We start from the raw sequence: 25,453 nt of genomic DNA, 5'->3' as shown, positions 1-25,453 counted from the left end.
TGGCTGGGGCGGTCGGCTCCACGGCTTTAGGCAGCCACTTTGGGGCGAGCCTCTAAGATCATGGCCCCAACGTCGTGCTTTACCGGGCAGGTCCACTACCTGCCCGACGCGCCGCAAGCTTACGGGGCCATGATCTCTCGCCCCAAAGCAGCTCCAGCCCAAAGCCGCTCCACCGACCTCTGCGCTAACGAAGTCGCTCGACGCCTTCGCCTGGGTGTGGAGCACCCGGCACAACAGGATTGTCGTAAGAGAAGTGCAACTCAGGGTACATCTCACCCGCAAATTCGGGGATACTGTTATCGGCAACGATCAATTGAATTCGCTCACCGAATTCCTCAACTAGGCGCCCGAAAGATTTGTATACCTCATCAGCGACCGCAGAGTCTTCCGCCGTCTGCCCAACGTTCTTTCGCGGACTATCAACGATCAATAGTCCAGGGTAAGCCAAGTCGTTTTCAAGAGCATACTGAAGATTAGCCAAGTGGTACGCCAGATTGACTATTGTCTTCCTGGCACCACCAACAGACAGATCGTCAAATTGCCCGTTGTTTACGACCGGCATGTAGGTCTCTCGATCAATATCTGCGCTCTGATACCACGGCAAACGAAGGCTGCGGACGGTCGCATCAAAGACCTCGGCCAGCTCATCTAGGCGGACTCTGTTTGCAGCCAACTCTTCCTGGAGTTCCTGCTCCTTGGAATCCAGCTCCCCAGCCTTACGCCGGGCCTCGTCTGCTTCTTCTAGCGAGAGTTTGTAGTTACTCCAGCGAGCGCTCGAAGCTTGCAGCTGTTCAAGCTGGGCCTCAAGCCGAGCGATTTGCATCGAGAGCGACTGAACCTCTTCCAGCCTTGGAGTAATCAACTCCGCAGTGCTGCGATCAAGCTCCATCGTAGCCTCTGCAAGATTGGTTTCAACAACTCGCCTTGCAGTGCGACGTACTTCCATTTCGCGCTCATCTTCAGAAAGAAGCTTCTTCGTCTCAGCGATTTGACTGGCCAACCTTTTTGCCTCGCCGCCGAAGTCCTCCTCTACGCGCTCCTCGGGCTGCAAACACACGGTGCAACAGTCTGACGGTACGGCTCGCCGGGTTACATCCTGCATACAGCGAGGGCATACGGAGAATTCCAGTCCGCTTAGCGCATGTCGTGCGACGTCTGCCCTACTCAATGCCTGTTGCTCTAGATTCAATTGGGCCAGAAGCGACTGACTCTTGTAGATGTCTGCCTCGACCGCATCGGCACCTGCCGACAACTCCGTAAGCTCAGCACGAAGAGTGCTTACACGATCTCTTAGAGCACGCTGCGCGAGGATCAGAGATTCGCTGTCGTTGCGGACGGTGTTCAGCAGGTCGCGAGCAATTTCCAGTTGTTCATTGGCCTCTATTTCCATCCGTTGAAGCCGATCCATGTCAGGTTCATTTGCCTGAAGAAGGAAATCTTTTACGGCCTCCGCACCGCTGCGCAAGCTTTTCTCTTTATCTAGCCATTCCCCCTTCCTAACCGCCAAGCTGACCAGTTCCGGCGAGTTGAGCCCGTACAACAACTCAAATACGGCTCGCCTCTTGTTGTCTAGATTCCTATCGGCATGCCCAACGACACTTGTATCGATCTCATTCTGACCGAGATAGATGTAGCGATATAGATCAAAGAAGCTCACACCAACCGTGTCGCTGGTGGGTTTCACCCGACGTCGCGGGATTCTCAAATCTGCCGGAAGGCCGAGAATAGCAAGAAATTGCTGGCTCACCTTAGGCATGTATTTGCGATTTGTTACCGACCAAGGGCCTACGATCTCCCCTGACTCGACGTCCAGAACATCTATTTTCGTGTCACCCATCTCACGAATAAATCGGTAGGAGCGACCCGCAAAGTCGGCATTCACCTCCACTATCTGGACATTAGCCTTGATGGCCGGCATGAGCTTGGCCGATCCCCCGAGTCCATATTTGAGGAGCTCCAGGAGGCTACTCTTTCCCACACCGATACTGCCAGTAATGAAGGTGAGGGGACCATTGAAGGGATAAATGGCTTGATGAGTTGAAGTCCTAATGGTGACATTCTTGATTCGAATCAATAATGCCATTAGATTTCCCCCCAATGTGGAATGTCAACGGCCTCAGGGAGCGACTCGTAGATCATTTTCTTAAGCGCATTGCCGGTTAGATTGAAGCGTTTACTCAACATCTCAGAGCGCCCCGCGTAAACACGCCACTCTTCACTGTGTGCAAGGCCGTCAGCTAAGCCAGCACCCGATTCGGTGAGCCGAATAGCGACTCGGCCGCGCCCCTTGACGGTCTCAGCTAGCCCGCACCCTACGAGTTGACCAAGTAGTGGATAATAGCGGTTGTCCCACGGTCCGTACTTGTACCGGATCATCCTGCTTTCAACCGCTTGCAGTTCATCACTGCTGGGCTCGCACCCCAGAGGCCAGTTGGCGTTTCGGCTTGCCAATAGCCTGTCTGTAAAACTCGGATAACGGAGCAAAAAATCAAGCTTGGCCAATTTCGTCAAGCCATCTAGTCCGTTGGAACCGGGGCGCCCAAAATACGAAATCAAAATCAGAAGGCGAGCCAGATGGTAGTCCGTAACGTCATCCGCTCTCATTAGCCCGCCTCCTCACCTTCTACGTCTACATCAAACTCGGGCGACCACCACACCTTGCATTCATCAGTGAGTTGGTAGACAAGGCCGAGCAAGTGCAGACGGTCGACGTGCACCCCGGGCGTAATTCCGAGATTTTCCGGCCTCAATCTCTCATTTAGAAGAGACAGCATCTTACGGCCGTAGGAACCCTCGCCATCCGTCCAAACTTCAGCCTCCGCGAGTCCTGCCTCATGTAATACTCTCGTAGTGAGATCGTCGACCAAGTCGTCTTCGTGCGGAAGAGGGGCGGTGTATTGGGCTGCGAATGTCGCCCAGGATCGTCTAGTCCGTCGCGCTGCATGGATACCCGTCTCACCTATTCCACCGCGCCGCAACTTCTTCGAAAGCCTAGTCTCCGCTAGAGTCTCACCAGTGTGATCTGCTTGAAGCAGGACAGGCCCTTTAGGTGGGATTCCCTGAATCTTTGCTTCGATTCTTTCTTTGTCGATCAAGCGGCTCTGCAGATCCCGCTCCAGCAGCGTTTCGGAATCCAACGCATCGTACGTCGACAACGCCCAGGCGTGATCCCTATCATTGTCAACCGCTCGCGCTGCCTGCCTCACCACCTCGACAACGGCATCGTAGACAGTCGGCCCATCGAACCTACGGCCCGTTGACCGTCTCAGCATGGGACGAACATAGGTCTCGATGTTATGCGCCCTTATATGTCTACGCGAAGGTAGCTCACACTCGATTCTGAGTGACGTGAGAAATTCGAGAGCTTCCTCTTCTGTAGCGCAATCCAAGTTCTGCTGAAGATCCCTAGCGAAAACTCTAAGGGAAGCCAAATCTCCACTTGCGCACGCTTTCGCCAAACGTGCAGATTCGCGGTCCAGGGATGCATTCGTCGCGAGGCGTGTTTGGTGAGGCTTGTGACATTCTCGCCAACGGGCACATAGAGTCGCAAGCCCGCCATCATCACAAAGCCGTCTGAGAGTCCAGTGCCCCTGGCTTAGCTCTCTGTGCTTAACGCTCACAAGAACGTATCGGTTTCCCGAAAACGCCATGATGTAGTCGGTATGCCACTCGCAAAGAATCCACAACAGGTCGCCTGCATCGAAGTGGCAGCAATGGCGAGCCACTACTTGATACTGATATTCGTATCTATCTGCTGTCTCACTGCCACTATCTTCCTCAGGCTCGTGTAAGACTTCCCATGGCACGTCCAATGTGTGCCCCCCTCATCGACATGCTGCAAGCGAAGCTACGCGATCACGCTGAGCAACGCTAGAGGTCATCATGCACCTCGTCGCCGCGGGTGAGTGGCTCCTGGCATCCAGTGCTGACATCGACGACGCCAGACGACGGTGCTCGCCAGTACCGCTACCGGATCTTCGCTTCGCTGGCTGATGGCGCTCAGGCACTTTCTCAGGCGAGCCCTCAATACGGTGCCCACACGCACAAGCGCCCTCCCGGGCCGTCCTGGGGCCGTGGAAGGGCGCTCGTTGGTGACCAGCGCTGCCAACTGGCGACAGTTGCACCGCACTTCAGAACGTTGATCAAGTGGACGGCCGCAGCTCACGGCCTCGCATGATCAGTTGTGGCTGTACAGGTTCTCCAGAGCGGCAGTGCTCCGGAGCTGGCCAGCAAACCAAGATCAGGACCGCACCAGATGCGCACCAGAACGGGCGGTCAACCACGGTCAACAGCGGCGATACGGCGTCCGCTCACGATGACCGCCAAGCGGCGTTCTCGCAGGTCAGCACCCGCATCCCCGCCCAAGTACCCGTGATTCCCAAGCTGAGGTCGCGGCGATATCCCCCTGCCTACGGTCCCCCCGGGTGGCCTACCGTTCCACGTATGACTTCGATCAGCCCCCAGAACCCGCTGACCTCAGAAGATGCCCAAGGGTTGCTCGCCATGCTCTCTGCCCGAGTCGAGATCAAGCGAGGCATGAGTGAGCGGGAGCTCGACCAGGTCGAGGAACACTGGGGGTTCCGTTTCGCTCCGGAGCACCGGACGCTGCTGGGTGCAGGACTGCCGACGGGTAGCCGTAGCTGGCCCGACTGGCGGGACGGTGATACGGAGGACCTGGCGGAGCGGTTGGCCTGGCCGATCAACGGCGTGTTGTTCGACGTGGAGCACAACAGCTTCTGGCATCCGGAGTGGGATCTGCGGCCGGCGAGCACCCCAGACGCCTTGGAGATGGCTCGCACCTACTTGGCCAAGGTCCCAGTGATGGTGCCGATCCACTCCCACCGGTATCTGCTGGCTGACCCAGAGCGCACGGGCACGCCGGTGTTGTCGATGCATCAGACGGACATCATCTGCTACGGCACCGACCTGGCCGACTACTTCCATCACGAATTCGGTCGCCCGGTGCCGACACCGGAACACCACCAGTACGCCACGATCCCGTTTTGGTCCTACTTCCTGGACTGATCAGCCCCAAGAGGACTGGCGCAGCACCGAGAGTGCCTGGGACGCGCGGCTGACATCCATCGCTGACATCAACGACAGCGGACAACAGCAGAGACGGGCGCACTCACGTGGCCACCCCATGCTCTGCTGGATCGATCCTGCTTGGGCAGGAACGAGCCCTTGATCGAACTCCTAAAGCGGTGGTCAGCAAGTGCTAACCAAGGTCGACCGACACCGACCCCAGCCGACCAACTGACCAGCCCAACAGACTTCAACGACTGTCCCACCCGTAGTTTCGGGATGAAGTTGGTCGCCTGACGGCAGTCTGAAGGCAACGCCCCCGAGGGCCACTCGGACACATTTGCGGGCAGGGGACAAGCCTGCCCGAGTTGCTGGCCAGCGTACGGCCCCTGATCATGCTCGGCCCCAGACCGGGCAGGACGCCACCCAAAGTCACTCTGTCGACCTTTTCTGGGGAACTAGGCACATGTTCAACCAAGTAATGCTTAGATCACCCAAACGCATCGCCTGTACGCGACTGGAGGGGGCTTCGTCATGGCTACGCAGAAGATCTTGACTGTGACGCTGGAGTTCGAGATGGGGGACCGAAAGATCTACGGCCCTCGCATCAAGGCCGCTTACGACGCGGCTGTGCCCGCTGCCATTGAGGCGGCAAAGGCCGAGTTGCTGGAAGGCAGCGTCAGCACAGTCCGAAGCCGAATGACCTTTGACTACCGGTGGACGGAAGCGACCGCTGAGTACGCCGAGATGGACGGCGAGTGGGATGAAGACGAGGACGAAGCCGACCAGAGTTGACGGCAGTATGACGGCAACGGCGGCGGACAACCACGGTCAACAGCGGTACACCACGGGCCGTCAACCTGGACCTTTTCCGACCCGACGAGTGATCCACTCTGCGCGATCAACTCGCCTGAAAAGCGGAAGGTCGCCGGTTCGACCCCGGCCCCAGCCACCGCAGCCCGTCAAGGGCGTACACCCCCTCCAGGGTTTCCTGGAGGGGGTGTTCTCGTATCGGCCCGCCGACCGTCAGCCGGCCGCCCGGTCGGGCTTCGCGGGCTGTTCGGTTCCGCAGTATCGGCACTTGGAAGCCTCCATCGGGATGTCGCCGGAGAGGCAGGCCGGGCAGGTCTTGGCGGGTGTGGGATCGCCGAACACGGTGATTCCGCGGCGGGCCTGGACGGCCTTGTACGGCACGACGATCAGGAAGTAGACCACCGCCATGAAGATGAGGAAGTAGATCAGCGCGGAGATGAACGAGCCGACGTCGAGGTAGGTGGCCTTGTTCCCGGTCTGGCCGAGCTGCCAGCCGAGGCCGGCCGACTTGCCGCCTTGGGCGCGGGCGATGATCGGGTTGATGACGCTGTCGGTGAACGACTTGATCAAGGTGGAGAACGCCAGGGCGACGATCAGCCCCACCGCCACGACGATGACGTCGCCACGCATCAGGAAGTTCTTGAAGCCCTTGAGCATGCTCCCAGGACAGTCGATCTTGGATGGGCCGACAACCGGAACTGCTCCGAGTGGCAGACCCCCCGGCCGCCCCAGCGGCTACGGCCCGTCAGCGGTCATCGGGCCGGCGTACCGGTGTTTCGCGGCCCCCCGGGTGGCGGTGGCGCCAGGTCCAGAAGACCGCGCAGCTCAGCAGGGACCATCCGGCCAGCACCAGGAACGGGAAGGCGTGCTGGTACTCGCGGAAGTAGACCGCGGTGTGCTGCGCGTTGACGGAGGCGCCCGGGGGCAGCCAGCGGCCGATGTGGCCGAGGAGGGACGGCAGCAGGGGCCAGGAGACCGCGCCGCCGGAGGAGGGGTTGCCGAGGAGCACCATCAGGCCCCAGGTCGGGATGAGCGACCACCGTCCGAAGAGGACGTTGAACATGGAGAAGACCATCCCGGAGGTGAACATCGTCAGCGCCAGGATCATCCAGGACTCCACGAAGGGCAGGTCGACCGCGCCGAGGCCCCAGTCCACGATGGCCGCGATCGCGAAGCCGCCGAGCAGCGCGTACGCGATGGTGAAGGCGATCCGCTCCGCCGGTTCGAGGGACCGTGCGTTCACGCTCAGCTGGATGGCGCCGATGAAGCCGATGACCACCGCGGCGAGCGAGATATAGAAGATCGCGAGCCCGCGCGGATCGCCCGGCTGCAGCGGGTTCACGTCCCTGACCAGGACCGGCACCCCCAGCGCCCGCCCCACCTTCGGCCCGGCCGCGGTCAGCACCTGGGCCACCGACGAGCCGGAGGCGCTGGAGACGTCCATGCCCACGCCGCGGCCGTGCGGTCGGAGCACCACGAAGACGGTCTGCTGGTCGACGGCCTCCAGGGCGCGCTGGTGGGTGGGGTAGACATGCAGCCGGAGCGAGGCGTCGAGGGCCTTCTCCATGCCGACGACGAAGGCCTTCTCGGTAGGGGTGCCGGGGACCACGACGGCGGTGGGGATGCGGTGCGGGGTGGGGTTGGCGAAGGCGTAGGTGTACGAGCCGGCGAAGAGGCCCGCGCCCGCGGCGATGATCACTACGACGACCGTCGCGGGGAAGTACGGAGAGTGTCTGAAAGTCGACCACCAGGATCGGTGCCCCTGTTCCCGCCGCCCACCCTGGGCCTGTTCCCGCCGCCCGCCCTCGCCCCGCCCATGTCCGCCGTCCTTCCCCCCGTCGGCCCTGTCGTCGCTCGCCTCGTTGCCCATGAGGTCACGCTAGAACGGACATCGCGGACATACCTCTCGGCGTGGCCTGGACAACACAGGACGGAAATAGGTTCGCCAGCCGTTTTCGAGAGGTGAGATCCTGGAGCCCGTATGTCCACCACGCCTGTCCCCGCCCTGTCCGCCCTGCTGGAGCGGCTGCCCGAGCTGATGCTGCGCGACCAGCAGCGGCTGGGGCGCCGGCTCGACGGCACGCGCCGGATCCGTAAGCCCGAGTGCCGCGCGGCCGTGCTGGGCGAGATCGCCGATGACATCGAGCGGGCGGAGCTGCGGGTCGCCGACCGCCGCGCCGCCGTGCCCGCCGTCACCTACCCCGAAGAGCTGCCGGTCAGCCAGAAAAAGGACGACATCCTCGCCGCGGTCAGGGACCACCAGGTCGTGATCGTCGCGGGCGAGACCGGCTCCGGCAAGACCACCCAGATCCCCAAGATCTGTCTGGAGCTGGGCCGCGGCGTCAAGGGCCTGATCGGCCATACCCAGCCGCGCCGCATCGCGGCCCGTACGGTCGCCGAGCGCATCGCCGAGGAGCTGCGGTCGCCGCTGGGCGAGTCCGTCGGCTGGAAGGTCCGGTTCACCGACCAGGTGAGCCAGGACACCCACGTCAAGCTGATGACGGACGGCATCCTGCTGGCCGAGATCCAGACCGACCGCGAGCTGCGCCAGTACGACACGATCATCATCGACGAGGCCCATGAGCGCAGCCTCAACATCGACTTCCTGCTCGGCTATCTGGCCCAGCTGCTGCCCCGCCGCCCCGACCTCAAGGTCGTGATCACCTCCGCCACCATCGACCCGGAGCGCTTCTCCCGCCATTTCGGCGACGCGCCGATCGTCGAGGTCAGCGGCCGTACGTACCCGGTCGAGGTGCGCTACCGCCCGCTGCTCGAAGAGGGCGGCGAGGACAGCGACCGGGACCAGATCACCGCGATCTGCGACGCCGTGGACGAGCTTCAGGCCGAGGGCCCCGGCGACATCCTGGTCTTCCTCTCCGGGGAGCGGGAGATCCGGGACACCGCCGACGCGCTGAACAAGAAGCAGCTGCGGTCGACCGAGGTGCTGCCGCTGTACGCGCGGCTGTCGCATGCCGAGCAGCACCGGGTCTTCCAGCGCCACACCGGCCGCCGGATCGTCCTCGCCACCAACGTGGCGGAGACCTCGCTGACCGTCCCCGGCATCCGGTACGTGATCGACCCCGGCAGCGCCCGGATCTCCCGCTACAGCCACCGCACCAAGGTGCAGCGACTGCCCATCGAGCCGATCTCCCAGGCCAGCGCCAATCAGCGCAAGGGCCGCTGCGGCCGTACCAGCGACGGCATCTGCGTCCGGCTGTACTCCGAGGACGACTTCCTGACCCGCCCGGAGTTCACCGACGCGGAGATCCTGCGGACCAATCTGGCCTCCGTCATCCTCCAGATGACCGCCGCCGGGCTCGGGGACATCGAGAAGTTCCCGTTCATCGACCCGCCGGACCGGCGCAACATCAAGGACGGTGTGCAGCTGCTGGAGGAGCTGCACGCGCTGGACGGCACGGAGAAGGACCCGCGCAAGCGGCTCACCCCGGTCGGGCGCAAACTCGCCCAGCTGCCCGTGGACCCGCGGCTGGCCCGGATGGTCCTGGAGGCCGACCGCAACGGCTGTGTCCGCGAGGTCATGGTGATCGCGGCGGCGCTGTCCATCCAGGACCCGCGCGAGCGGCCCGCCGACAAGCAGCAACAGGCCGATCAGCAGCACGCCCGCTTCAAGGACGAGAGCAGCGACTTCCTGGCCTTCCTCAACCTGTGGAAGTACATCAGGGAGCGGCAGAAGGAGCTGTCGTCGTCCGCGTTCCGCCGGATGTGCCGCCAGGAGTTCCTGAACTATCTGCGCATACGCGAATGGCAGGACATCTACAGCCAGCTGCGTACGGTCGCCAAGACGATGGACATCGAGCTGTCCGACCAGGACGCGGCGCCGGACCACATCCATACGTCGCTGCTGGCGGGGCTGCTGTCGCACCTCGGCCTCAAGAACGCCGGGGGGGAGGGCGGGAAGGACGCAGGGAAGAACGAGTATCTGGGCGCGCGCAGCGCCAAGTTCGCCGTCTTCCCCGGTTCGGCGCTCTTCAAGAAGCCGCCGCGCTGGGTCATGTCGGCCGAGCTCGTGGAGACCTCGCGGCTGTGGGCGCGGGTCAACGCCAAGATCGAGCCGGAGTGGATCGAACCGCTCGCCCAGCATCTGGTCAAGCGCACCTACAGCGAGCCCCACTGGGAGCAGAAGCAGGCGGCCGTGATGGCGTACGAGAGGGTCACGCTGTACGGCGTGCCGATCGTCGCCCAGCGGAAGGTGAATTACGGCCGGATCGACCCGGAGACCTGCCGGGATCTGTTCATCCGCAATGCCCTGGTGGAGGGCGACTGGCGCACGCACCACCAGTTCTTCCACGACAACCGCAAACTGCTGGGCGAGGTCGAGGAACTGGAACACCGCGCCCGGCGGCGCGACATCCTCGTGGACGACGAGACGCTGTTCGACTTCTACGATCAGCGGCTGCCCGAACACATCGTGTCCGGGGCGCATTTCGACTCCTGGTGGAAGCACAGACGCCAGGAAGAGCCGGAGCTTCTCAACTTCGAGAAGTCGATGCTCATCAACGAGCGGGCGGCGGGCGTCACCAAGGACGCCTATCCGGACTCCTGGCGCCAGGGGAAGCTCAAGTTCAAGGTGACGTACCAGTTCGAGCCGGGCACGGACGCGGACGGCGTCACCGTCCACATTCCGCTGCAGGTGCTCAACCAGGTCACCCCGGACGGCTTCGACTGGCAGATCCCGGGGCTGCGCGAGGACTTGGTGACCGAGCTGATCCGGTCGCTGCCCAAGCCCATCCGCCGCAATTACGTCCCGGCGCCGAACTACGCCAAGCGATTCCTGGACACCACGGTCCCCCTCCAGGAGCCGCTGACGGCCGCGCTCTCCCGCGAGCTGCAGCGGATGGTGGGGGTGCGGATCGACCCGGAGGACTGGGACCCGGACAAGGTGCCGGGACACCTCAAGATCACCTTCCGGGTGGTCGACGAGCGGCGCCGCAAACTCGCCGAGGACAAGGACCTCGAGGCGCTGAAGCAGCGGCTGAAGCCCAAGACCCGGGCCGCCATCTCCAAAGCCTTCGAGAGCTCCAAAGAGGGCGGCGGCATCGAGCAGCGCACCGGGCTCACCCAGTGGTCGGTCGGCACCCTTCCGCGCACCTTCGAGACCCGCCGCGCGGGCCAGCCCGTCAAGGCGTACCCGGCCCTCGTGGACGAGGGCGCCTCGGTGGCCGTACGGCTCTTCGACACCGAGGCCGAGCAGCGGCAGGCGATGTGGCGCGGCACCCGCCGGCTGATCCTGCTGGGGCTGCCCGCGAGCCCGGCCAAGTTCGCCCAGGGGCAGCTGTCCAACCAGGCCAAGCTGGCGCTCTCGCGCAGCCCGCACGGCAGCGTGCCGGCCCTCTTCGAGGACTGTGTCGCCGCCTCCGCCGACCGGCTGATCGCGGCGCGCGGCGGCCCGGCGTGGGACGAGGAGGGCTTCCGCAAGCTCTTCGACGGGGTCCGGGCCGACATCATGGACGCGACGCTGGACACCGTGCGGAAGGTCCAGGAGGTGCTGGCCGCCTGGCAGTCCTGTGAGCGGCGGCTGAAGGCCACCACGAGCCCCGTGCTGCTGACGTCCCTCGCGGACGTCAAGGAGCAGCTGGCGGAGCTCATCAAGCCCGGTTTCGTGACCGCGCACGGGGTGCGCCGCCTCCCGGATCTCATGCGCTATCTGGTGGCCGTCGACCGGCGGTTGCAGCAGCTCCCGACCAACGCCGAGCGGGACCGCGCGCGGATGGCGAAGGTCAAGGAGATGCGGGATGAATACGCCTGGCTGCTGGAGCAGTTCCCGGCGGGCCGGCCGGTGCCTCAGGAGGCGCTGGAGATCCGCTGGATGATCGAGGAGCTGCGGGTGAGCTATTTCGCGCACGCCCTCGGCACCGCCTATCCGATCTCCGACAAGCGCATCGTGAAGGCCATCGACGCGGCCGCGCCGTAGCGGACGCGCCGTAGCGGGTGTGAGGGAGCGTGCGCGCGGCTCCCGGGCCAATCCGGGCCGGGAGCCCTGGAAGGCGCTCAGACGGCCTCTGGGGCGCCTTTACGGGCGCCCCAGGGCTCGTTGCGGGCCTCGGCGGGGCGGCTTGGCCCCACCCCGTACGGAGCCCCGTACGGCACCCCGCTGAGCGCCCCGTACCGCCGCCGGGCGCGAGTTCGACCGCACCCCCTGACCTGCTGTAGAGTCTGTCTCCGCAGCGCACGAAAGAGCGCGGCAGCCAAACGGCGCGAGCCGTATGGTCCTGTGGAGCAGTTTGGAGTGCTCGCCACCCTGTCAAGGTGGAGGCCGCGGGTTCAAATCCCGTCAGGACCGCAGCGTGAAAGGCCCGGACCCGTACAGAGGTCCGGGCCTTTCGGCGTCTTGACGGCGGCACGTACCAGAGGTACCCAAGCTAGAAGGCGACATGGGGCGCGCGCGGGAGGTACGGCTCATGACGACATCCGCGAGGCATGAAACCAGGGCGTTGCTCCGTGCGCATCTAGCGGCCGCCACGGGCTATCGCCACTTCACCCGGCACTGTCCTATCTGCCATCGACTGCTGCGGCTCGCCATGGAACCGGCGAGGGACGCGGCGGCGGATTCCCGATCCGCGGAGACCGATGGCGACTCGGCGACAACTCGGTAAGCCCTTACCGCAGTTGCCGAGCGTGCGACAAGCATTGTGCGGTGTGACGGGAGTCACCGAATGGGCTTGCGGCGTGAGGGAACTTACACCCGTCCTACAACAAGTCAATTTAATATGTGCAATTGCACCGCCCGTCCAAGACCCCGGAAGGCTTCTGGAATGGGCGATTCCGGGTCGACCCGCCCACCCGTTCCAGCCCTCTCACAACATCGCGCCACGGCGTGTTACCGGTGAGTCACCAAGCCATCCGTAGCACCCCGGCAGACCCGGCCGGACCTCGGCAGACACCGCAAGCAGGGCATAAAAAGATCGCGCTGGACCCGGCGGAGTCCAGCGCGATCGACGACGCACCCATGTGTCGAGCGGGCGTGGGCCTGTTGGGGCAGGCGCCAGTCGTTTGGAGCCACGGGCGGGATTCCGACTGGGGGGCCGGAAAACGCCCGGTTAAGCGGTTGTTCAGGCCTCGCTGCGCTGCTGCGGGATGCCCGCCAGAAGTGCACGGACCTCCGCTTCGCGGTAGCGCCGATGCCCTCCGAGCGTGCGGATGGACGTGAGCTTGCCTGCCTTGGCCCACCGCGTGACCGTCTTCGGGTCCACGCGGAACATCGTGGCAACCTCAGCCGGGGTCAGCAGCGGCTCGGCATCAGGGGTGCGAGCGGTCATGAGCGGCCTCCTCGGGAGAACCGAACCATCACGGTTCTTTCCTCTAAATTCTGCACCTTGACCCACGTTGCCCGAAATGGCGGACGCGGGCCGAGTCGGTTATAGGACGAACGGCTTGTCCTCGGCACTACAACTACACCATCTGTCCAGCCCCGTCGGCCAAACCGATGGAATTGCCCTCTCAGGTGTTCAACCTCGACGGAAGCCGATGGACCATGTCATAGCGGACAGTCACGCGGCCGTGACGATCAGTCACAACAGGATCAGGGGCAACAGACCCCGCCAAGGAGTGCAATACCGATGATTCCGCCCATACTTGAGCGGAAGGAGGCCTTCCCGGACTCCTTGTCCTATTTTGACACGAGGGTGGGGGATTGCCGCAAGGCCCGAAGTCAGTGCTTTAGGTCACGATTGAGGCATAGGCCCGGATCGGGACCTACGTCCCGCCCGTCCGATGCTGTCCGGCTTAGCCGCCTTATCAGCCTCGCCGGGCTCGCCCGGCGTCGCCGGCTCCGTCGACCCTGTCGGTCTTCCGCGCATGCGCGCGCGCCATCGCCACGCCATCCCCGTGTCCCCGTTCATCCCCGTTTTCCGTGCGTCCCCGTGCTCAGCTCGCGTTCTGACGGCCGCGGACCGCTGTCCAGCGCTCCGTCAGCCGCTGGTACACGCTCCCCGCCCGCTCCCCGTCCCCGTCGCGCAGCGCCGCGAGACCCTCCGCCACATCGGCGGCGGAACGGTCGTCGTCAAGCTGCCCCGGGGGCACCGCGTGCACCAGGCCGCCGTAGTCGAGCTCGACCAGCGAACGCGGATGGAATTCCTCGAGCCACCGACCAACATCTACCAGGCCGTCGATCAGTGGACCCTCACCGAGGCCATCTTTGAGCACCTTCAGTCCGCGCGCCACTCGGCGCCTGGCCTGGACCATGGGGGTCCGGTAGCGGAGCAGCGGCCCGTGTTCTCCCTTGTAGCTTTTTTCGTATTCCCGCTCGTCGTCCGCGAAGAGCACGAACCAGCGCACCGGCACATGCCAGGTCGCCGATCTGATCCACGGCCGGGCGTCCGGGTTGCGTTCCAGCCACTGCTCGTAGTCCGCCGCCGCCTGCCGGCGCACCATCGGGGGCAGCACGGCGTCCAGCAGCGACGCAGGGAACCGCTCGGTGAGCTCTTCCAGGGCCAGCCAGCCGCGCAGCCGGGTGCGCCACGGACAGACGCAGGTTACGCCGTCCACGACCGCCACAAAGGCGTCGCTGCTCTCGTGCACGGGCACCGCCACGGGCGGCACCGGCAGCAGGTCGGCCAGCGAGCGCCGCAGCTCGTCCTGGGCGCCCGGGAGATCGTCCCGCTTGGCGTAACGTGCCCAGTGGGAGCGTTCGGGCTCGGGAAAGGCCGCCAGCGGCTCGTAGACCCTCAGGTACGCCGCGTACGGGACAACCACCGATGACGCCACGGTCACGCGCGCTCCCTCAAGGCCAGCCAACGAGACGGTCCGCCGGGGGCCGTCACGACCTGGGGCGCGATCCCCGGCTGCCCGCATCGTCCCACGCCCGGCCCGGGCGCTCGCCGCCCCCATCGGGACTCGGCACGGACCGTGCCGTTCCGAGCCGGTCCCAAGGGCTTACGCTCTTGCCCACCGGCCCTCCCCACCAGCAAGGAGGGCGTCCACAACGCGGCATATGGGAGTCACCACAGTGACCGACGTACGTCATACCGTCAGCGTCGACGGTCCGACGGGCAGCGCAGTACCCGATTCTTCGTCCGCCCTCAGCACGCTCTTCGCCTCCGATCAGGGCGGCCATGAGCAGGTCCTGCTCTGCCAGGACCGCGCGAGCGGCCTGAAGGCCGTCATCGCCATCCACTCGACCGCCCTGGGCCCGGCCCTCGGCGGCACCCGCTTCCACGCGTACGCCTCCGAGACGCGCCCCGAAGAAGCGGCCGTCATGGACGCGCTCAACCTCGCCCGCGGCATGTCCTACAAGAACGCGCTGGCCGGGCTCGACCACGGCGGCGGCAAGGCCGTGATCATCGGCGACCCGGAGCAGATCAAGACCGAGGAGCTGCTGCTGGCCTACGGCCGCTTCGTGGCCTCCCTCGGCGGCCGCTACGTCACCGCCTGCGACGTCGGCACCTATGTCGCCGACATGGACGTCGTCGCCCGCGAGTGCCCCTGGACCACCGGCCGCTCCCCCGAGGCCGGCGGCGCGGGCGACTCCTCCGTGCTCACCGCCTACGGCGTCTTCCAGGGCATGCGGGCCAGCGCCCAGGCGTCCTGGGGCGCGCCCACGCTGCGCGGCCGCCGGGTCGGCATCGCGGGCGTCGGCAAGGTCGGCCACCACCTCGTCGCCCACCTGCTGGAGGACGGCGCCGAGGTCGTGGTCACCGATGTGCGGGCCGAGTCCGTCGAGCGGGTCCGCGCCCGCCACCCCGAGGTGACGGCCGTCGCGGACACCGACGCCCTGATCCGGTCCGACCTCGACGTCTACGCTCCGTGCGCGCTCGGCGGCGCCCTCGATGACGCCACCGTGCCCGCGCTGACGGCGCGCGTGGTGTGCGGGGCCGCCAACAACCAGCTGGCCCACCCCGGGGTCGAGAAGGACCTCGCCGACCGCGGGATCCTGTACGCCCCGGACTACGTGGTGAACGCCGGCGGTGTGATCCAGGTCGCGGACGAACTGCACGGTTTCGACTTCGACCGGGCCAAGGCCAAGGCGGCAAAGATTTTCGACACGACCTTGGCCATATTCGATCGGGCACAGGCCGATGGAATTCCACCCGCCGCGGCCGCCGACCGGCTGGCCGAACAGCGCATGGCCGAGGGCCGCCACGGCTGACTTCCGCTCCCGGCAACCGCGCCCGAAGGGCGTACCGGGCCCCGGCGCGGCCTCGTGCCGCCGGGGCCCGCCCGGGGCTGTCCGGGGGCCCGTACGGAGCGCGTACGGGACGTACACAGGGCCGTACGGGGCCATCGGGGAGAGATCCCTCACGGCCCGTCGGCGGGTCGGCGTCCAGGACACGTTAAAATCGCAGCTGACCAGCGGGTACAGGGCTGCCCGCCGGTTGTGCGACGTGGCACGTCATGCGGGCGACGTACCGTATGGCCACAGAAGCAGGTACCGTTGAAGCCCTACGGGCCGGGTTCTCTTTCGAGAGTCCGCTCTGAATTATGAACGTGAACGCGTGTCAAGACTCTGGGGCCGTCGAGCCCCGTCGTTGAGGGGGTCGAGCCATGGGGCGCGGCCGGGCCAAGGCCAAGCAGACGAAGGTCGCCCGCCAGCTGAAGTACAACAGCGGTGGGACTGACCTCTCACGCCTGGCTGAGGAGCTGGGCGCATCGCCATCGAACCAGCCGCCGAATGGCGAGCAATTCGAGGACGATGAGCTGGACAACGACCCGTACGCACAGTACGCGGATCTGTACAACGACGACGATGACGATGACGACGCCGACGAACAGTCGGGGCCGTCCGCACAACGTCGTCGCGCCTGACCATTCATTTCAGGTCGCTTCAGGCGCTCGGCTGCGAGCCGCACCTCCGCCGGTCCGGGGCATCCGCCTCGGACCGGCTTCTGTGCTGTCTTCACGGTCGGCGCCGTCTTCACGCTCGGCTCGCCGTCAGCTCGCGTAGTCGCCGGTCATGGACACGGCCTCGGCGTGCTCGGCGGTCCGCTCGACGATCTCGCCGCTGACCCATGCCTCGACGCCGCGGTCCGCGAGTGTGGCAAGCGCCACATCGACCGACTCCCCGGGCACGACGGCCATCATGCCGACGCCCATGTTCAGGGTCTTCTCCAGCTCCGCCCGCTCGACCGAGCCCGCGGTCCCGACCAGGCCGAAGACGGGGCCCGGGGTCCAGGTGGAGCGGTCGACCACCGCGTGCAGCCCGTCCGGGATGACCCGCGCCAGGTTGTTCGCGAGCCCGCCGCCGGTGATGTGCGAGAAGGCGTGCACCTCGGTGGTCCGGGTGAGGGCCAGACAGTCCAGCGAGTAGATCCGGGTGGGCTCCAGCAGCTCCTCCCCCAGCGTCCGGCCGAGCTCCGGAACCTCCCGGTCCAGCGACCAGCCGGCCCGCTCGAAGAGCACATGGCGGACGAGTGAGTACCCGTTCGAGTGAAGTCCGGACGACTCCATGGCGATCACGGCGTCACCCGTCCGGATACGATCCGCGCCCAGTACCCGGTCGGCCTCGACCACGCCCGTACCGGCGCCGGCCACATCGAACTCATCGGCGCCCAGCAGCCCCGGGTGCTCGGCGGTCTCGCCGCCCACCAGAGCGCAGCCCGCCAGCACGCACCCCTCGGCGATGCCCTTGACGATGGCGGCGACCCGCTCCGGATACACCTTGCCGACACAGATGTAGTCGGTCATGAACAGCGGCTCGGCGCCGCAGACCACCAGGTCGTCCACGACCATGCCGACCAGGTCGCGGCCGATGGTGTCGTAGACCCCCATCCGGCGCGCGAGGTCCACCTTGGTGCCGACCCCGTCGGTGGCCGAGGCCAGCAGCGGCCGCTCGTAGCGCTTGAGGGCGGAGGCGTCGAAGAGCCCGGCGAAGCCGCCGAGGCCGCCCACGACCTCGGGGCGGGTGGCCTTCTTCACCCACTCCTTCATCAGCTCGACCGCGCGGTCGCCCGCCTCGATGTCGACGCCCGCGCTCGCGTACGTGGACCCGGCCGCGCCCGGGGAAAGCTCAGACATGACGTTGAGATCTTTCGTGTGGTGGTGAAAAGGGAGCTCTTGAGGCGCTCTCCGCGCGCACTGGACGTACGGCCGCCGCGGACGTATGGCCCGCCCTGGGGCCGACCGCCCTACGACCGGCCGCCTAACGGGCGACCGGCCGCCTGGGGACGCCTAGGGACGCCGCAGCGCGTCCGCGCCGCCGACGCCCGCGGTCAGGGTCGCCACACCGTCCGCGTCGCTGCGGACCGGAGCCTGCGTCTCGGCCTCCAGGAGGTGCTTGCCGAGCAGTTCGGGGTCCGGGAGCTCCATCGGGTACTCACCGTCGAAGCAGGCCCGGCACAGGTTCCCCTTGGCGATCGTGGTCGCCTCGATCATCCCGTCCGTGGAGATGTACGCGAGCGAGTCCGCGCCCAGCGACTTGCCGATCTCCTCGACCGACAGCCCGTTGGCGATCAGCTCGGCCCGGGTCGCGAAGTCGATGCCGAAGAAGCAGGGCCACTTGATGGGCGGGCTGCTGATGCGGATGTGCACCTCCGCCGCCCCGGCCTCGCGCAACATCCGGACCAGCGCGCGCTGGGTGTTGCCGCGGACGATCGAGTCGTCGACGACCACCAGGCGCTTGCCCCGGATGACCTCCTTCAGCGGGTTCAGCTTGAGCCGGATACCCAGCTGGCGGATGGTCTGCGAGGGCTGGATGAAGGTCCGGCCCACATACGCGTTCTTGACCAGCCCCGAGCCGTACGGAATCCCGCTGGCCTCCGCGTAGCCCACGGCGGCCGGGGTGCCGGACTCCGGAGTGGCTATCACCAGATCGGCGTCGGCCGGGGCCTCGGCGGCCAGCCGGCGGCCCATCTCCACCCGGGACAGATACACGTTCCGGCCGGCGATATCGGTGTCCGGGCGGGCCAGGTAGACGTACTCGAAGACGCAGCCCTTGGGGCGCGGCTCCGCGAACATCGTCGAGCGCAGCCCGTTCTCGTCGATCGCGACCATCTCGCCGGGCTCGATCTCCCGGATGAACGAGGCGCCGCAGATGTCGAGGGCGGCGGTCTCGGAGGCCAGCACCCAGCCGCGCTCCAGGCGGCCGAGGACCAGCGGGCGGATGCCCTGCGGGTCGCGGGCGCCGTAGAGGGTCTGCTCGTCCATGAAGACGAGGCTGAAAGCACCCTTTACGTCGGGCAGCACGATCGGGGCCGCCTGCTCGACGGTAAGCGCCTTGCCGTCCTTGTCGACCTGCCCCGCGAGCAGGGCGGTGACCAGGTCGGTGTCGTTGGTCGCGGCCACCTGGGTGGCGCGGCCGTTGTCCCGGGGCAGCGCCGCGACCATCTCGGCGAGCTGGGCGGTGTTGACCAGGTTTCCGTTGTGGCCCAGCGCGATCGAGCCATGGGCGGTCGCACGGAAGGTCGGCTGCGCGTTCTCCCACACCGAGGCACCGGTGGTGGAGTAGCGGGCGTGACCGACCGCGATATGACCTTGGAGAGAGCTGAGGGAGGTCTCGTCGAAGACCTGGGAAACCAGGCCCATGTCCTTGAAGACCAGGATCTGGGAGCCGTTGCTCACCGCGATGCCCGCGGACTCCTGTCCGCGGTGCTGCAGTGCGTACAGCCCGAAATAGGTGAGTTTGGCGACCTCTTCGCCCGGAGCCCAGACTCCGAAGACGCCACAGGCGTCTTGGGGGCCCTTCTCTCCGGGGAGCAGGTCGTGGCTGAGTCGTCCGTCACCACGTGGCACGGGTTCGAGTCTAGGCCAGTTCGGCGGCACCTCCGAACGAGGGACCGCCAGGGGGGCGTAAGTCACATTCCCGGAAGACCTTCCGGACCTTCCGGAAGGCCCCTTCGAACGCTCCCGCGGGCCCTCGGACGCCTTGGTACGCCCGGCCCGTCAGCCCAGCAGCGGCAGGTAGGACGCGATATCGGCCCGCTCGCCGCTCGCCGTGACCTCGGCCTCCTCGACCGCCTCGGACCAGTCCAGACGGCCCGTGGCGAGGCGGATCCAGGTCAGCGGCGCCGTCTCGACGACGTTCGGAGGCGTGCCACGGGTGTGCCGCGGGCCCTCCACGCACTGCACGACCGCGTACGGCGGGACGCGGACCTCGACCGAGCCCCCGGGCGCCTTCGCCGCGAGCGCGTCGGCGAGCAGGCGCGTGGCGGCGGCCAGGGCCTGGCGGTCGTACGGGAGGGAGGCGCCGAGCGCGGCCGCCAGGTCGTCGGTGTGCACGACCAGCTCGACACAGCGGGTGACGAGGAAGTCGTCCAGCCGTATCGCCCCCACCCGGGCCGCCAGCAGCCGGTCGCCGGGGGCCTCGGGCACCAGCTCGGCGAAGCGCGCGGCGGCCCGGTCCAGCAGCTCGGCCGGCTCCGCGGTCGCCGCGAGCGATCGGGTGTCGTCGTCGATATCCCCGCCGAGCGCAGCCGTCGCGGCCACCCAGCCCGTGGCGGTGACCTCCCGCGCGGGCGGCGGGGGCTGCTCCAGGTGGCGGGCGACCGCCCCCACGGCCATCGACAGATGCGCGACCAGTTCGCGGACCGTCCAGCCGCCGAGCCGGGTCGGCGCGCCCAGCCGCTCCTCGTCCAGGCCGCGCACCGCCTCCCGTACATGCTCGAACTGCGCGGTCACGGCGGCGCGCGTCTTGGCCAGGTCATAGGTGCGGGCGCGGGGACGGGGCGGCATGCGGCCGAGCTTATCGAGCGGCCCTGACAACGGAGCCCCGAGAAGCCCACGAGAAGCCCCCGAGAAGCCCCCGAGAAGCATGGACAGCCCGGGGACGGCGGCAGAGGATGGAAGGGAAGGCGAGAGAAATCAGCACGAAAGGCGTGAACCGCCATGGGCGAGCACCCGGATTGCGCCCTGATCCGCCGCGGCTACGACGCGTTCGTCAGCGGCGACATGGACACCCTGGCCGAGCTGATGACCACCGACGTGACCCACCACGTCCCCGGCGAGAGCTCCATATCCGGACATCACAAGGGCCGCGAGGCCTGCGTCCAGCTGTACCGCCGCCAGTACGACGTCACCGGCGGCACCCTGCGCGTCGAACTGGAGACGCTGGCGGCCGACGGGCGCGGGCATGTGATCTCCGTCCACCGGTGCCGCGCGGAGCGCGAGGACCGCGGCCTCGATATGAAGGAAGGCATGTTCTTCACGATCGTCGGCGGGAAGATCAGCGACATCGACGAATGCCATGAGGACATCGACGCCTCGGACGCGTTCTGGCGCTGACCGCCACCGCAAGAAGCGGCCCCGCTCCCTGTGTGACGGCAGGGAACGGGGCTTGTTCCGTATCTCGGACGAGTCTCAGGCGAGCAGGCCCGGGATCGTCGCCTCGTGTGCTTCCTTGAGTTCCGCCAGCGGAATGCCGAACTGGCCCTGGACGTCGATCGCGTCGCCGTCCACCACGCCGATCCGGGCCGCCGGAAGCCCCCGCGCCCCGCACATGTCGTTGAAGCGGACTTCCTCGCTGCGCGGAACGGCCACCACGGCCCGGCCCGCCGACTCCGAGAGCAGGAAGACGAACGGGTCGATCCCGTCGGGTACGACGATCCGGGCGCCCTTGCCGCCGCGCAGACACGACTCGACGAGGGCCTGGATCAGACCGCCGTCGGACAGGTCGTGCGCGGCGTCGACCATGCCGTCGCGCGAGGCCGAGATCAGGATCTCGCCGAGCAGCCGCTCGCGCTCCAGGTCCACCTTCGGCGGCAGCCCGCCGAGGTGGTCATGGACGGTCTGCGACCAGGCCGAACCGCCGAACTCCTCCCCGGTGTCGCCGAGCAGGTACAGCAGATGGCCCTCGTCCGCGAAGCCGATCGGGGTGCGGCGCGCCACATCGTCGATCACGCCGAGGACGGCGACGACCGGCGTCGGGTGGATGGCCACGTCCCCGGTCTGGTTGTAGAGGGAGACATTGCCGCCGGTGACCGGGGTGCCCAGGGTCAGACAGCCGTCGGCCAGGCCACGGGTGGCCTCGGCGAACTGCCACATGACCGCCGGGTCCTCGGGTGAGCCGAAGTTCAGGCAGTCGGAGATCGCCAGCGGCTTGGCGCCGGAGGCGGCGACATTGCGGTACGCCTCGGCGAGCGCCAGCTGCGCGCCCGCGTACGGGTCCAGCTTGGCGTAGCGGCCGTTGCCGTCCGTGGCGACCGCGACGCCGAGGCCGGTCTCCTCGTCGATACGGACCATGCCGGAGTCCTCGGGCTGGGCGAGGACCGTGTTGCCCTGGACGAAACGGTCGTACTGGTCGGTGATCCAGGACTTGGACGCCTGGTTCGGGGAGGAGACGACCTTGAGGATCTGCTCGCGCAGCTCATCGGCGGTCACCGGACGCGGCAGCTTGTTCGCGTCGTCGGCCTGGAGCGCGTCCTGCCACTCCGGGCGGGCGTACGGGCGCTCGTACACCGGGCCCTCGTGGGCGACGGTGCGCGGCGGGACGTCGACGATCTGCTCGCCGTGCCAGAAGATCTCCAGCCGCTCGCCCTCGGTGACCTCACCGATGACGGTGGCGATGACGTCCCACTTCTCGCAGATCTCCAGGAAGCGGTCGACCTTGTCCGGCTCGACGATCGCGCACATGCGTTCCTGCGACTCGCTCATGAGGATCTCCTCGGGCGAGAGGGTCGCGTCGCGCAGCGGCACGGTGTCCAGTTCGACCCGCATACCGCCGGAGCCGGCCGAGGCCAGCTCGCTGGTCGCGCAGGAGAGCCCGGCGCCGCCGAGGTCCTGGATGCCGGCGACCAGGTTCTCCTTGAAGATCTCCAGGGTGCACTCGATGAGCAGCTTCTCCTGGAAGGGGTCGCCGACCTGGACGGCGGGGCGCTTGGTGGGCTTCGTGTCGTCAAAGGTCTCGGACGCGAGCACGGAGACGCCGCCGATGCCGTCGCCGCCGGTGCGGGCGCCGTAGAGGATGACCTTGTTGCCCGTGCCCGAGGCCTTGGCCAGGTGGATGTCCTCGTGTTTCATCACGCCCACGCACAGCGCGTTGACCAGCGGGTTGCCCTGGTAACAGGGGTCGAAGACGACCTCGCCGCCGATATTGGGCAGGCCCAGGCAGTTGCCGTAGCCGCCGACGCCCGCGACCACACCGGGCAGCACCCGCTTGGTGTCGGGGTGGTCGGCGGCGCCGAAGCGCAGCGGGTCCATCACGGCGACCGGGCGGGCGCCCATGGCGAGGATGTCGCGGACGATGCCGCCCACGCCGGTGGCCGCGCCCTGGTACGGCTCGATATAGGAGGGGTGGTTATGCGACTCGACCTTGAAGGTGACCGCATAGCCCTGGCCGACGTCGACCACGCCCGCGTTCTCGCCGATGCCGACGAGCAGCGCGTCGGAGGCGGGAGCCTTGTCGCCGAACTGTCGCAGATGGACCTTGCTCGACTTGTACGAGCAGTGCTCGGACCACATGACGGAGTACATGGCCAGCTCGGCGCCGGTCGGGCGGCGGCCGAGGATGGCGCGGATGCGCTCGTATTCGTCCTGCTTGAGGCCGAGCTCGGCCCAGGGCTGCTGGACGTCCGGAGTCTGTTCCGCGTGCTTGACGGTGTCCAGAGTCATGCGTCAACCAGGTTCTTGAGGATCGAGGTGAAGAATCCGAGCCCGTCGGTGCGCCCGGTGCCGATCAGCGGCTCGACAGCGTGCTCGGGGTGCGGCATGAGGCCGACGACATTGCCCGCCTCGTTGGTGATGCCGGCGATGTCACGCAGCGAACCGTTCGGATTGAAGTCGCGATAGCGGAAGACCACACGGCCCTCGGCTTCGAGTTCATCCAGAACCCGCTCGTCGGCCACATAGCGGCCGTCGATGTTCTTGAGCGGGATGTTGATCTCCTGGCCCTGCTCGTAGGAGCGGGTCCAGGCGGTCCCGGCGTTTTCCACTCGCAACTTCTGATCACGGCAGATGAAGTGCAGATGGTTGTTCCGCAGCATCGCGCCGGGCAGCAGATGAGTCTCGGTGAGAACCTGGAAACCATTGCAGATGCCAAGTACGGGCATGCCCGCCTTCGCCTGCTCGATCACCGACTCCATTACCGGGGAGAAGCGGGAGATCGCTCCGGCCCGCAGATAGTCGCCGTACGAGAAGCCACCCGGCAGCACGACCGCGTCGACCTGCTTGAGGTCCTTGTCGCGGTGCCACAGCGGTACGGCCTCAAGACCGGCGACCCGGACCGCGCGCTGGGTGTCGCGGTCGTCGAGCGTGCCGGGGAAGGTGATGACTCCGACGCGTGCGGTCACGACTCCGCCCGCGCGGCGAGGGCGGCATCGGCGGCCTGGTCGGCCTCGATCCGCACGGTGAAGTCCTCGATCACGGTGTTGGCGAGGAAGGTCTCCGCGATCTCGCGGATACGGGCGAGGGCGGCATCGTCGACCGGGCCCTCCACCTCGAGTTCAAAGCGCTTGCCCTGACGGACGTCGGCGATCCCCTCGAACCCGAGACGGGGCAGCGCGCGCTGCACCGCCTGTCCCTGGGGGTCGAGGATCTCCGGCTTGAGCATGACGTCGACTACGACGCGTGCCACTGGCACTCCCGGTGGTGTGGTGCTGGTGCGTAAGGCGGTTCGCCCAGCGTACCCCGGCCCGAAATCTACGCGGGTAGAGCAGCCTCGCCTTCCGTCACGTTTAAGCATCGGCGCCACCATCCACTGGGGAAAGTTCCAGGAAAAACGTATGGTCCCGATTGCGGCGTGACACGCGGGCAGAATTAGCGGGGCTTCACAATGCATTGCTCACCGCTGTACAAATGAAAAAGCATTGTTCACTAACAACAGGACAGCTGCCATCTTTGCACGTCAACGCATCGATGCAGCCCGAAAGGACCGATATCCCGTGGCGCAGCGCGTAGTAGTCACGCTCTCCGACGACATCGACGGGGGTCAGGCGGAGGAGACGGTCTCGTTCGGACTTGACGGCAAGGCGTACGAGATCGACCTCAACGCTGCCAATGCGGAGAAACTCCGCGGCCTTCTCGAGCCCTACGTGGAAGCCGGCCGCAAGCGGGCCCGCTCCGGCAAGGCCTACCGCCGCACCTCCGTCGCCCCCGACCCGGCCGCGGTCCGCGCCTGGGCCCGGTCGCACGGCATGGAGGTCCCGCCGCGCGGCCGGATCCCCAAGAAGGTCTACGAGGCGTTCAACGCATCGAACTGAGCGGCCAGTGAGCGGCCTCCGCCGCCGAGTTGCACACCCACCCTGGTGATCCGCTAGAGTCTGGATCACGCCGAGGGGCGAGGCCGGAAGGCAAACCCCGAGGAACATGCGGGTGTAGCTCAGTAGTAGAGCGCCCTCTTTCCAAGAGGGAGGCGCAGTGTGCAATCCCTGTCACCCGCTCTCATCGCCTTACCGAACCACTCCGGTGGATCGGGTAGGGTGATGGACACGCCGATCGGCGAGAGCCGGTCGGATGCCATGCGGGTGTAGCTCAGTAGTAGAGCGCCCCCTTTCCAAGGGGGAGGCGCAGTGTGCAATCCCTGTCACCCGCTCTCATCATCGCCTCGACCACTTCGGTGGATGAGGTAGAGTGATGCCGCGCCGGTTGGTGAAAGCCAGTCGGATGCATGCGGACGTGGCTCAGTTGGTAGAGCATCACCTTGCCAAGGTGAGGGTCGCGAGTTCGAATCTCGTCGTCCGCTCCATGGCCTTGAGGCGCCGGTCGAATAGACCGGCGCCGCAAAGCTTTTATT

At 66.4% G+C, this 25,453-nt stretch carries 21 protein-coding genes and 4 tRNA genes; 12 read left to right on the top strand and 13 right to left on the bottom strand.

The annotated features are described in order from the left end of the window. Window positions 1-184 precede the first annotated feature (184 nt). Genes ACFV2X_RS49635 through ACFV2X_RS49625 form a run of 3 tightly spaced genes read right to left on the bottom strand, consistent with a single transcriptional unit; the run spans window position 185 to window position 3,806 of the window. On the bottom strand, window positions 185-2,083 hold the full coding sequence (locus ACFV2X_RS49635) for an AAA family ATPase (protein WP_385629545.1): 1,899 nt from the start codon (window positions 2,081-2,083) through the stop codon (window positions 185-187). Beyond that, a complete protein-coding gene (locus tag ACFV2X_RS49630; protein ID WP_385629543.1) occupies window positions 2,083-2,604 on the bottom strand; it encodes a hypothetical protein in 522 nt (173 codons plus the stop codon). The genes ACFV2X_RS49635 and ACFV2X_RS49630 overlap by 1 nt, the downstream gene beginning before the upstream one ends. Beyond that, window positions 2,604-3,806 carry a dsDNA nuclease domain-containing protein gene (locus ACFV2X_RS49625; protein ID WP_385629541.1) on the bottom strand — a complete coding sequence of 401 codons (1,203 nt, stop codon included), beginning with the start codon at window positions 3,804-3,806 and terminating at the stop codon, window positions 2,604-2,606. The genes ACFV2X_RS49630 and ACFV2X_RS49625 overlap by 1 nt, the downstream gene beginning before the upstream one ends. Before the next feature lie 637 nt (window positions 3,807-4,443). Between ACFV2X_RS49625 and ACFV2X_RS49620 the strand changes: the two genes are divergently transcribed. Next, window positions 4,444-5,025 carry a hypothetical protein gene (locus tag ACFV2X_RS49620; RefSeq protein WP_385629539.1) on the top strand — a complete coding sequence of 194 codons (582 nt, stop codon included), beginning with the start codon at window positions 4,444-4,446 and terminating at the stop codon, window positions 5,023-5,025. A 534-nt stretch (window positions 5,026-5,559) separates the two neighbouring features. Continuing rightward, on the top strand, window positions 5,560-5,820 hold the full coding sequence (locus ACFV2X_RS49615; protein WP_385629537.1) for a hypothetical protein: 261 nt from the start codon (window positions 5,560-5,562) through the stop codon (window positions 5,818-5,820). Between the two features lie 231 nt (window positions 5,821-6,051). Here ACFV2X_RS49615 and ACFV2X_RS49610 read toward each other — a convergent pair whose 3' ends face one another. Next, window positions 6,052-6,495, bottom strand: coding sequence for an MscL family protein (locus ACFV2X_RS49610; protein ID WP_385629535.1), 444 nt, complete (start codon window positions 6,493-6,495; stop codon window positions 6,052-6,054). Window positions 6,496-6,583: 88 nt separating this feature from the next. Next, entirely contained in the window at window positions 6,584-7,708 is a 1,125-nt protein-coding gene (locus ACFV2X_RS49605) for an ABC transporter permease (RefSeq protein ID WP_385629532.1), read from the bottom strand. A gap of 111 nt (window positions 7,709-7,819) precedes the next feature. Between ACFV2X_RS49605 and hrpA the strand changes: the two genes are divergently transcribed. The 3 genes from hrpA to ACFV2X_RS49590 all read left to right on the top strand — a co-directional run bounded on the left by hrpA (window position 7,820) and on the right by ACFV2X_RS49590 (window position 12,452). Continuing rightward, the gene (hrpA, locus tag ACFV2X_RS49600; protein WP_385629529.1) at window positions 7,820-11,770 is read left to right on the top strand and encodes an ATP-dependent RNA helicase HrpA; all 3,951 of its coding nucleotides are present in this window, start codon (window positions 7,820-7,822) and stop codon (window positions 11,768-11,770) included. 294 nt (window positions 11,771-12,064) lie between these two features. Continuing rightward, window positions 12,065-12,139: transfer RNA gene (locus ACFV2X_RS49595), tRNA-Asp, on the top strand. A gap of 91 nt (window positions 12,140-12,230) precedes the next feature. Next, the gene (locus ACFV2X_RS49590; RefSeq protein WP_385629527.1) at window positions 12,231-12,452 is read left to right on the top strand and encodes a DUF6274 family protein; all 222 of its coding nucleotides are present in this window, start codon (window positions 12,231-12,233) and stop codon (window positions 12,450-12,452) included. Window positions 12,453-12,908: 456 nt separating this feature from the next. On the opposite strand, the gene bldC is transcribed toward ACFV2X_RS49590, so the two are convergent. After that, entirely contained in the window at window positions 12,909-13,115 is a 207-nt protein-coding gene (gene bldC / locus ACFV2X_RS49585) for a developmental transcriptional regulator BldC (protein WP_003949541.1), read from the bottom strand. A gap of 607 nt (window positions 13,116-13,722) precedes the next feature. Then, window positions 13,723-14,568 carry a hypothetical protein gene (locus ACFV2X_RS49580; protein WP_385629525.1) on the bottom strand — a complete coding sequence of 282 codons (846 nt, stop codon included), beginning with the start codon at window positions 14,566-14,568 and terminating at the stop codon, window positions 13,723-13,725. Between the two features lie 220 nt (window positions 14,569-14,788). Here ACFV2X_RS49580 and ACFV2X_RS49575 point away from each other — a divergent pair, with 220 nt between their 5' ends. Both ACFV2X_RS49575 and ACFV2X_RS49570 read left to right on the top strand, forming a co-directional pair. After that, complete coding sequence (locus ACFV2X_RS49575) at window positions 14,789-15,943, top strand: Leu/Phe/Val dehydrogenase (protein ID WP_385629522.1); 1,155 nt, start codon at window positions 14,789-14,791, stop codon at window positions 15,941-15,943. 395 nt (window positions 15,944-16,338) lie between these two features. Then, complete coding sequence (locus ACFV2X_RS49570) at window positions 16,339-16,599, top strand: DUF3073 domain-containing protein (protein WP_385629520.1); 261 nt, start codon at window positions 16,339-16,341, stop codon at window positions 16,597-16,599. A gap of 126 nt (window positions 16,600-16,725) precedes the next feature. On the opposite strand, the gene purM is transcribed toward ACFV2X_RS49570, so the two are convergent. The 3 genes from purM to ACFV2X_RS49555 all read right to left on the bottom strand — a co-directional run bounded on the left by purM (window position 16,726) and on the right by ACFV2X_RS49555 (window position 20,460). After that, the gene (gene purM / locus ACFV2X_RS49565; protein ID WP_385629517.1) at window positions 16,726-17,808 is read right to left on the bottom strand and encodes a phosphoribosylformylglycinamidine cyclo-ligase; all 1,083 of its coding nucleotides are present in this window, start codon (window positions 17,806-17,808) and stop codon (window positions 16,726-16,728) included. Between the two features lie 153 nt (window positions 17,809-17,961). Then, the gene (gene purF, locus ACFV2X_RS49560; protein ID WP_385629515.1) at window positions 17,962-19,521 is read right to left on the bottom strand and encodes an amidophosphoribosyltransferase; all 1,560 of its coding nucleotides are present in this window, start codon (window positions 19,519-19,521) and stop codon (window positions 17,962-17,964) included. 150 nt (window positions 19,522-19,671) lie between these two features. Further along, on the bottom strand, window positions 19,672-20,460 hold the full coding sequence (locus ACFV2X_RS49555) for a sterol carrier family protein (RefSeq protein ID WP_385629512.1): 789 nt from the start codon (window positions 20,458-20,460) through the stop codon (window positions 19,672-19,674). 153 nt (window positions 20,461-20,613) lie between these two features. On the opposite strand from ACFV2X_RS49555, the gene ACFV2X_RS49550 reads away from it, so the two are divergent. Further along, window positions 20,614-21,009, top strand: a complete 396-nt coding sequence (locus ACFV2X_RS49550) for a nuclear transport factor 2 family protein (RefSeq protein WP_385629511.1) — start codon at window positions 20,614-20,616, stop codon at window positions 21,007-21,009. Window positions 21,010-21,084: 75 nt separating this feature from the next. Here ACFV2X_RS49550 and purL read toward each other — a convergent pair whose 3' ends face one another. The 3 genes from purL to purS are packed head-to-tail and all read right to left on the bottom strand — an operon-like array spanning window position 21,085 to window position 24,295. Further along, on the bottom strand, window positions 21,085-23,334 hold the full coding sequence (purL, locus tag ACFV2X_RS49545) for a phosphoribosylformylglycinamidine synthase subunit PurL (protein ID WP_385629510.1): 2,250 nt from the start codon (window positions 23,332-23,334) through the stop codon (window positions 21,085-21,087). Then, window positions 23,331-24,011 carry a phosphoribosylformylglycinamidine synthase subunit PurQ gene (gene purQ / locus ACFV2X_RS49540; RefSeq protein WP_385629507.1) on the bottom strand — a complete coding sequence of 227 codons (681 nt, stop codon included), beginning with the start codon at window positions 24,009-24,011 and terminating at the stop codon, window positions 23,331-23,333. Before purQ ends, purL begins: the two co-directional genes overlap by 4 nt. Beyond that, window positions 24,008-24,295, bottom strand: coding sequence for a phosphoribosylformylglycinamidine synthase subunit PurS (gene purS / locus ACFV2X_RS49535; protein ID WP_089504656.1), 288 nt, complete (start codon window positions 24,293-24,295; stop codon window positions 24,008-24,010). Before purS ends, purQ begins: the two co-directional genes overlap by 4 nt. A gap of 307 nt (window positions 24,296-24,602) precedes the next feature. Between purS and ACFV2X_RS49530 the strand changes: the two genes are divergently transcribed. From ACFV2X_RS49530 to ACFV2X_RS49515, 4 genes are all read left to right on the top strand, one after another. Continuing rightward, window positions 24,603-24,920, top strand: coding sequence for an Lsr2 family protein (locus tag ACFV2X_RS49530; protein WP_385629505.1), 318 nt, complete (start codon window positions 24,603-24,605; stop codon window positions 24,918-24,920). Window positions 24,921-25,028: 108 nt separating this feature from the next. Beyond that, window positions 25,029-25,100, top strand: a tRNA-Gly gene (locus ACFV2X_RS49525). A gap of 80 nt (window positions 25,101-25,180) precedes the next feature. After that, a tRNA-Gly gene (locus ACFV2X_RS49520) sits at window positions 25,181-25,252 on the top strand. 77 nt (window positions 25,253-25,329) lie between these two features. After that, a tRNA-Gly gene (locus tag ACFV2X_RS49515) sits at window positions 25,330-25,405 on the top strand. The last annotated feature ends 48 nt before the right edge of the window (window positions 25,406-25,453 follow it).

This window comes from Streptomyces sp. NPDC059679 (assembly GCF_042734105.1).
Taxonomy (GTDB): Bacteria; Actinomycetota; Actinomycetes; order Streptomycetales; family Streptomycetaceae; genus Streptomyces.
Note: the sequence above shows the minus strand (reverse complement) of the source record. Positions and strands in the feature narration are given on the sequence as shown.

What these genes read in the sequence shown, in the direction of transcription:
- ACFV2X_RS49635 (WP_385629545.1), bottom strand. Translation starts at nt 2,083, where the DNA reads ATGGCATTATTGATTCGAATCAAGAATGTCACCATTAGGACTTCAACT.
- ACFV2X_RS49630 (WP_385629543.1), bottom strand. Translation starts at nt 2,604, where the DNA reads ATGAGAGCGGATGACGTTACGGACTACCATCTGGCTCGCCTTCTGATT.
- ACFV2X_RS49620 (WP_385629539.1), top strand. Translation starts at nt 4,444, where the DNA reads ATGACTTCGATCAGCCCCCAGAACCCGCTGACCTCAGAAGATGCCCAA.
- ACFV2X_RS49615 (WP_385629537.1), top strand. Translation starts at nt 5,560, where the DNA reads ATGGCTACGCAGAAGATCTTGACTGTGACGCTGGAGTTCGAGATGGGG.
- ACFV2X_RS49610 (WP_385629535.1), bottom strand. Translation starts at nt 6,495, where the DNA reads ATGCTCAAGGGCTTCAAGAACTTCCTGATGCGTGGCGACGTCATCGTC.
- ACFV2X_RS49605 (WP_385629532.1), bottom strand. Translation starts at nt 7,708, where the DNA reads ATGGGCAACGAGGCGAGCGACGACAGGGCCGACGGGGGGAAGGACGGC.
- hrpA (WP_385629529.1), top strand. Translation starts at nt 7,820, where the DNA reads ATGTCCACCACGCCTGTCCCCGCCCTGTCCGCCCTGCTGGAGCGGCTG.
- ACFV2X_RS49590 (WP_385629527.1), top strand. Translation starts at nt 12,231, where the DNA reads ATGGGGCGCGCGCGGGAGGTACGGCTCATGACGACATCCGCGAGGCAT.
- bldC (WP_003949541.1), bottom strand. Translation starts at nt 13,115, where the DNA reads ATGACCGCTCGCACCCCTGATGCCGAGCCGCTGCTGACCCCGGCTGAG.
- ACFV2X_RS49575 (WP_385629522.1), top strand. Translation starts at nt 14,789, where the DNA reads ATGGGAGTCACCACAGTGACCGACGTACGTCATACCGTCAGCGTCGAC.
- ACFV2X_RS49570 (WP_385629520.1), top strand. Translation starts at nt 16,339, where the DNA reads ATGGGGCGCGGCCGGGCCAAGGCCAAGCAGACGAAGGTCGCCCGCCAG.
- purM (WP_385629517.1), bottom strand. Translation starts at nt 17,808, where the DNA reads ATGTCTGAGCTTTCCCCGGGCGCGGCCGGGTCCACGTACGCGAGCGCG.
- ACFV2X_RS49555 (WP_385629512.1), bottom strand. Translation starts at nt 20,460, where the DNA reads ATGCCGCCCCGTCCCCGCGCCCGCACCTATGACCTGGCCAAGACGCGC.
- ACFV2X_RS49550 (WP_385629511.1), top strand. Translation starts at nt 20,614, where the DNA reads ATGGGCGAGCACCCGGATTGCGCCCTGATCCGCCGCGGCTACGACGCG.
- purL (WP_385629510.1), bottom strand. Translation starts at nt 23,334, where the DNA reads ATGACTCTGGACACCGTCAAGCACGCGGAACAGACTCCGGACGTCCAG.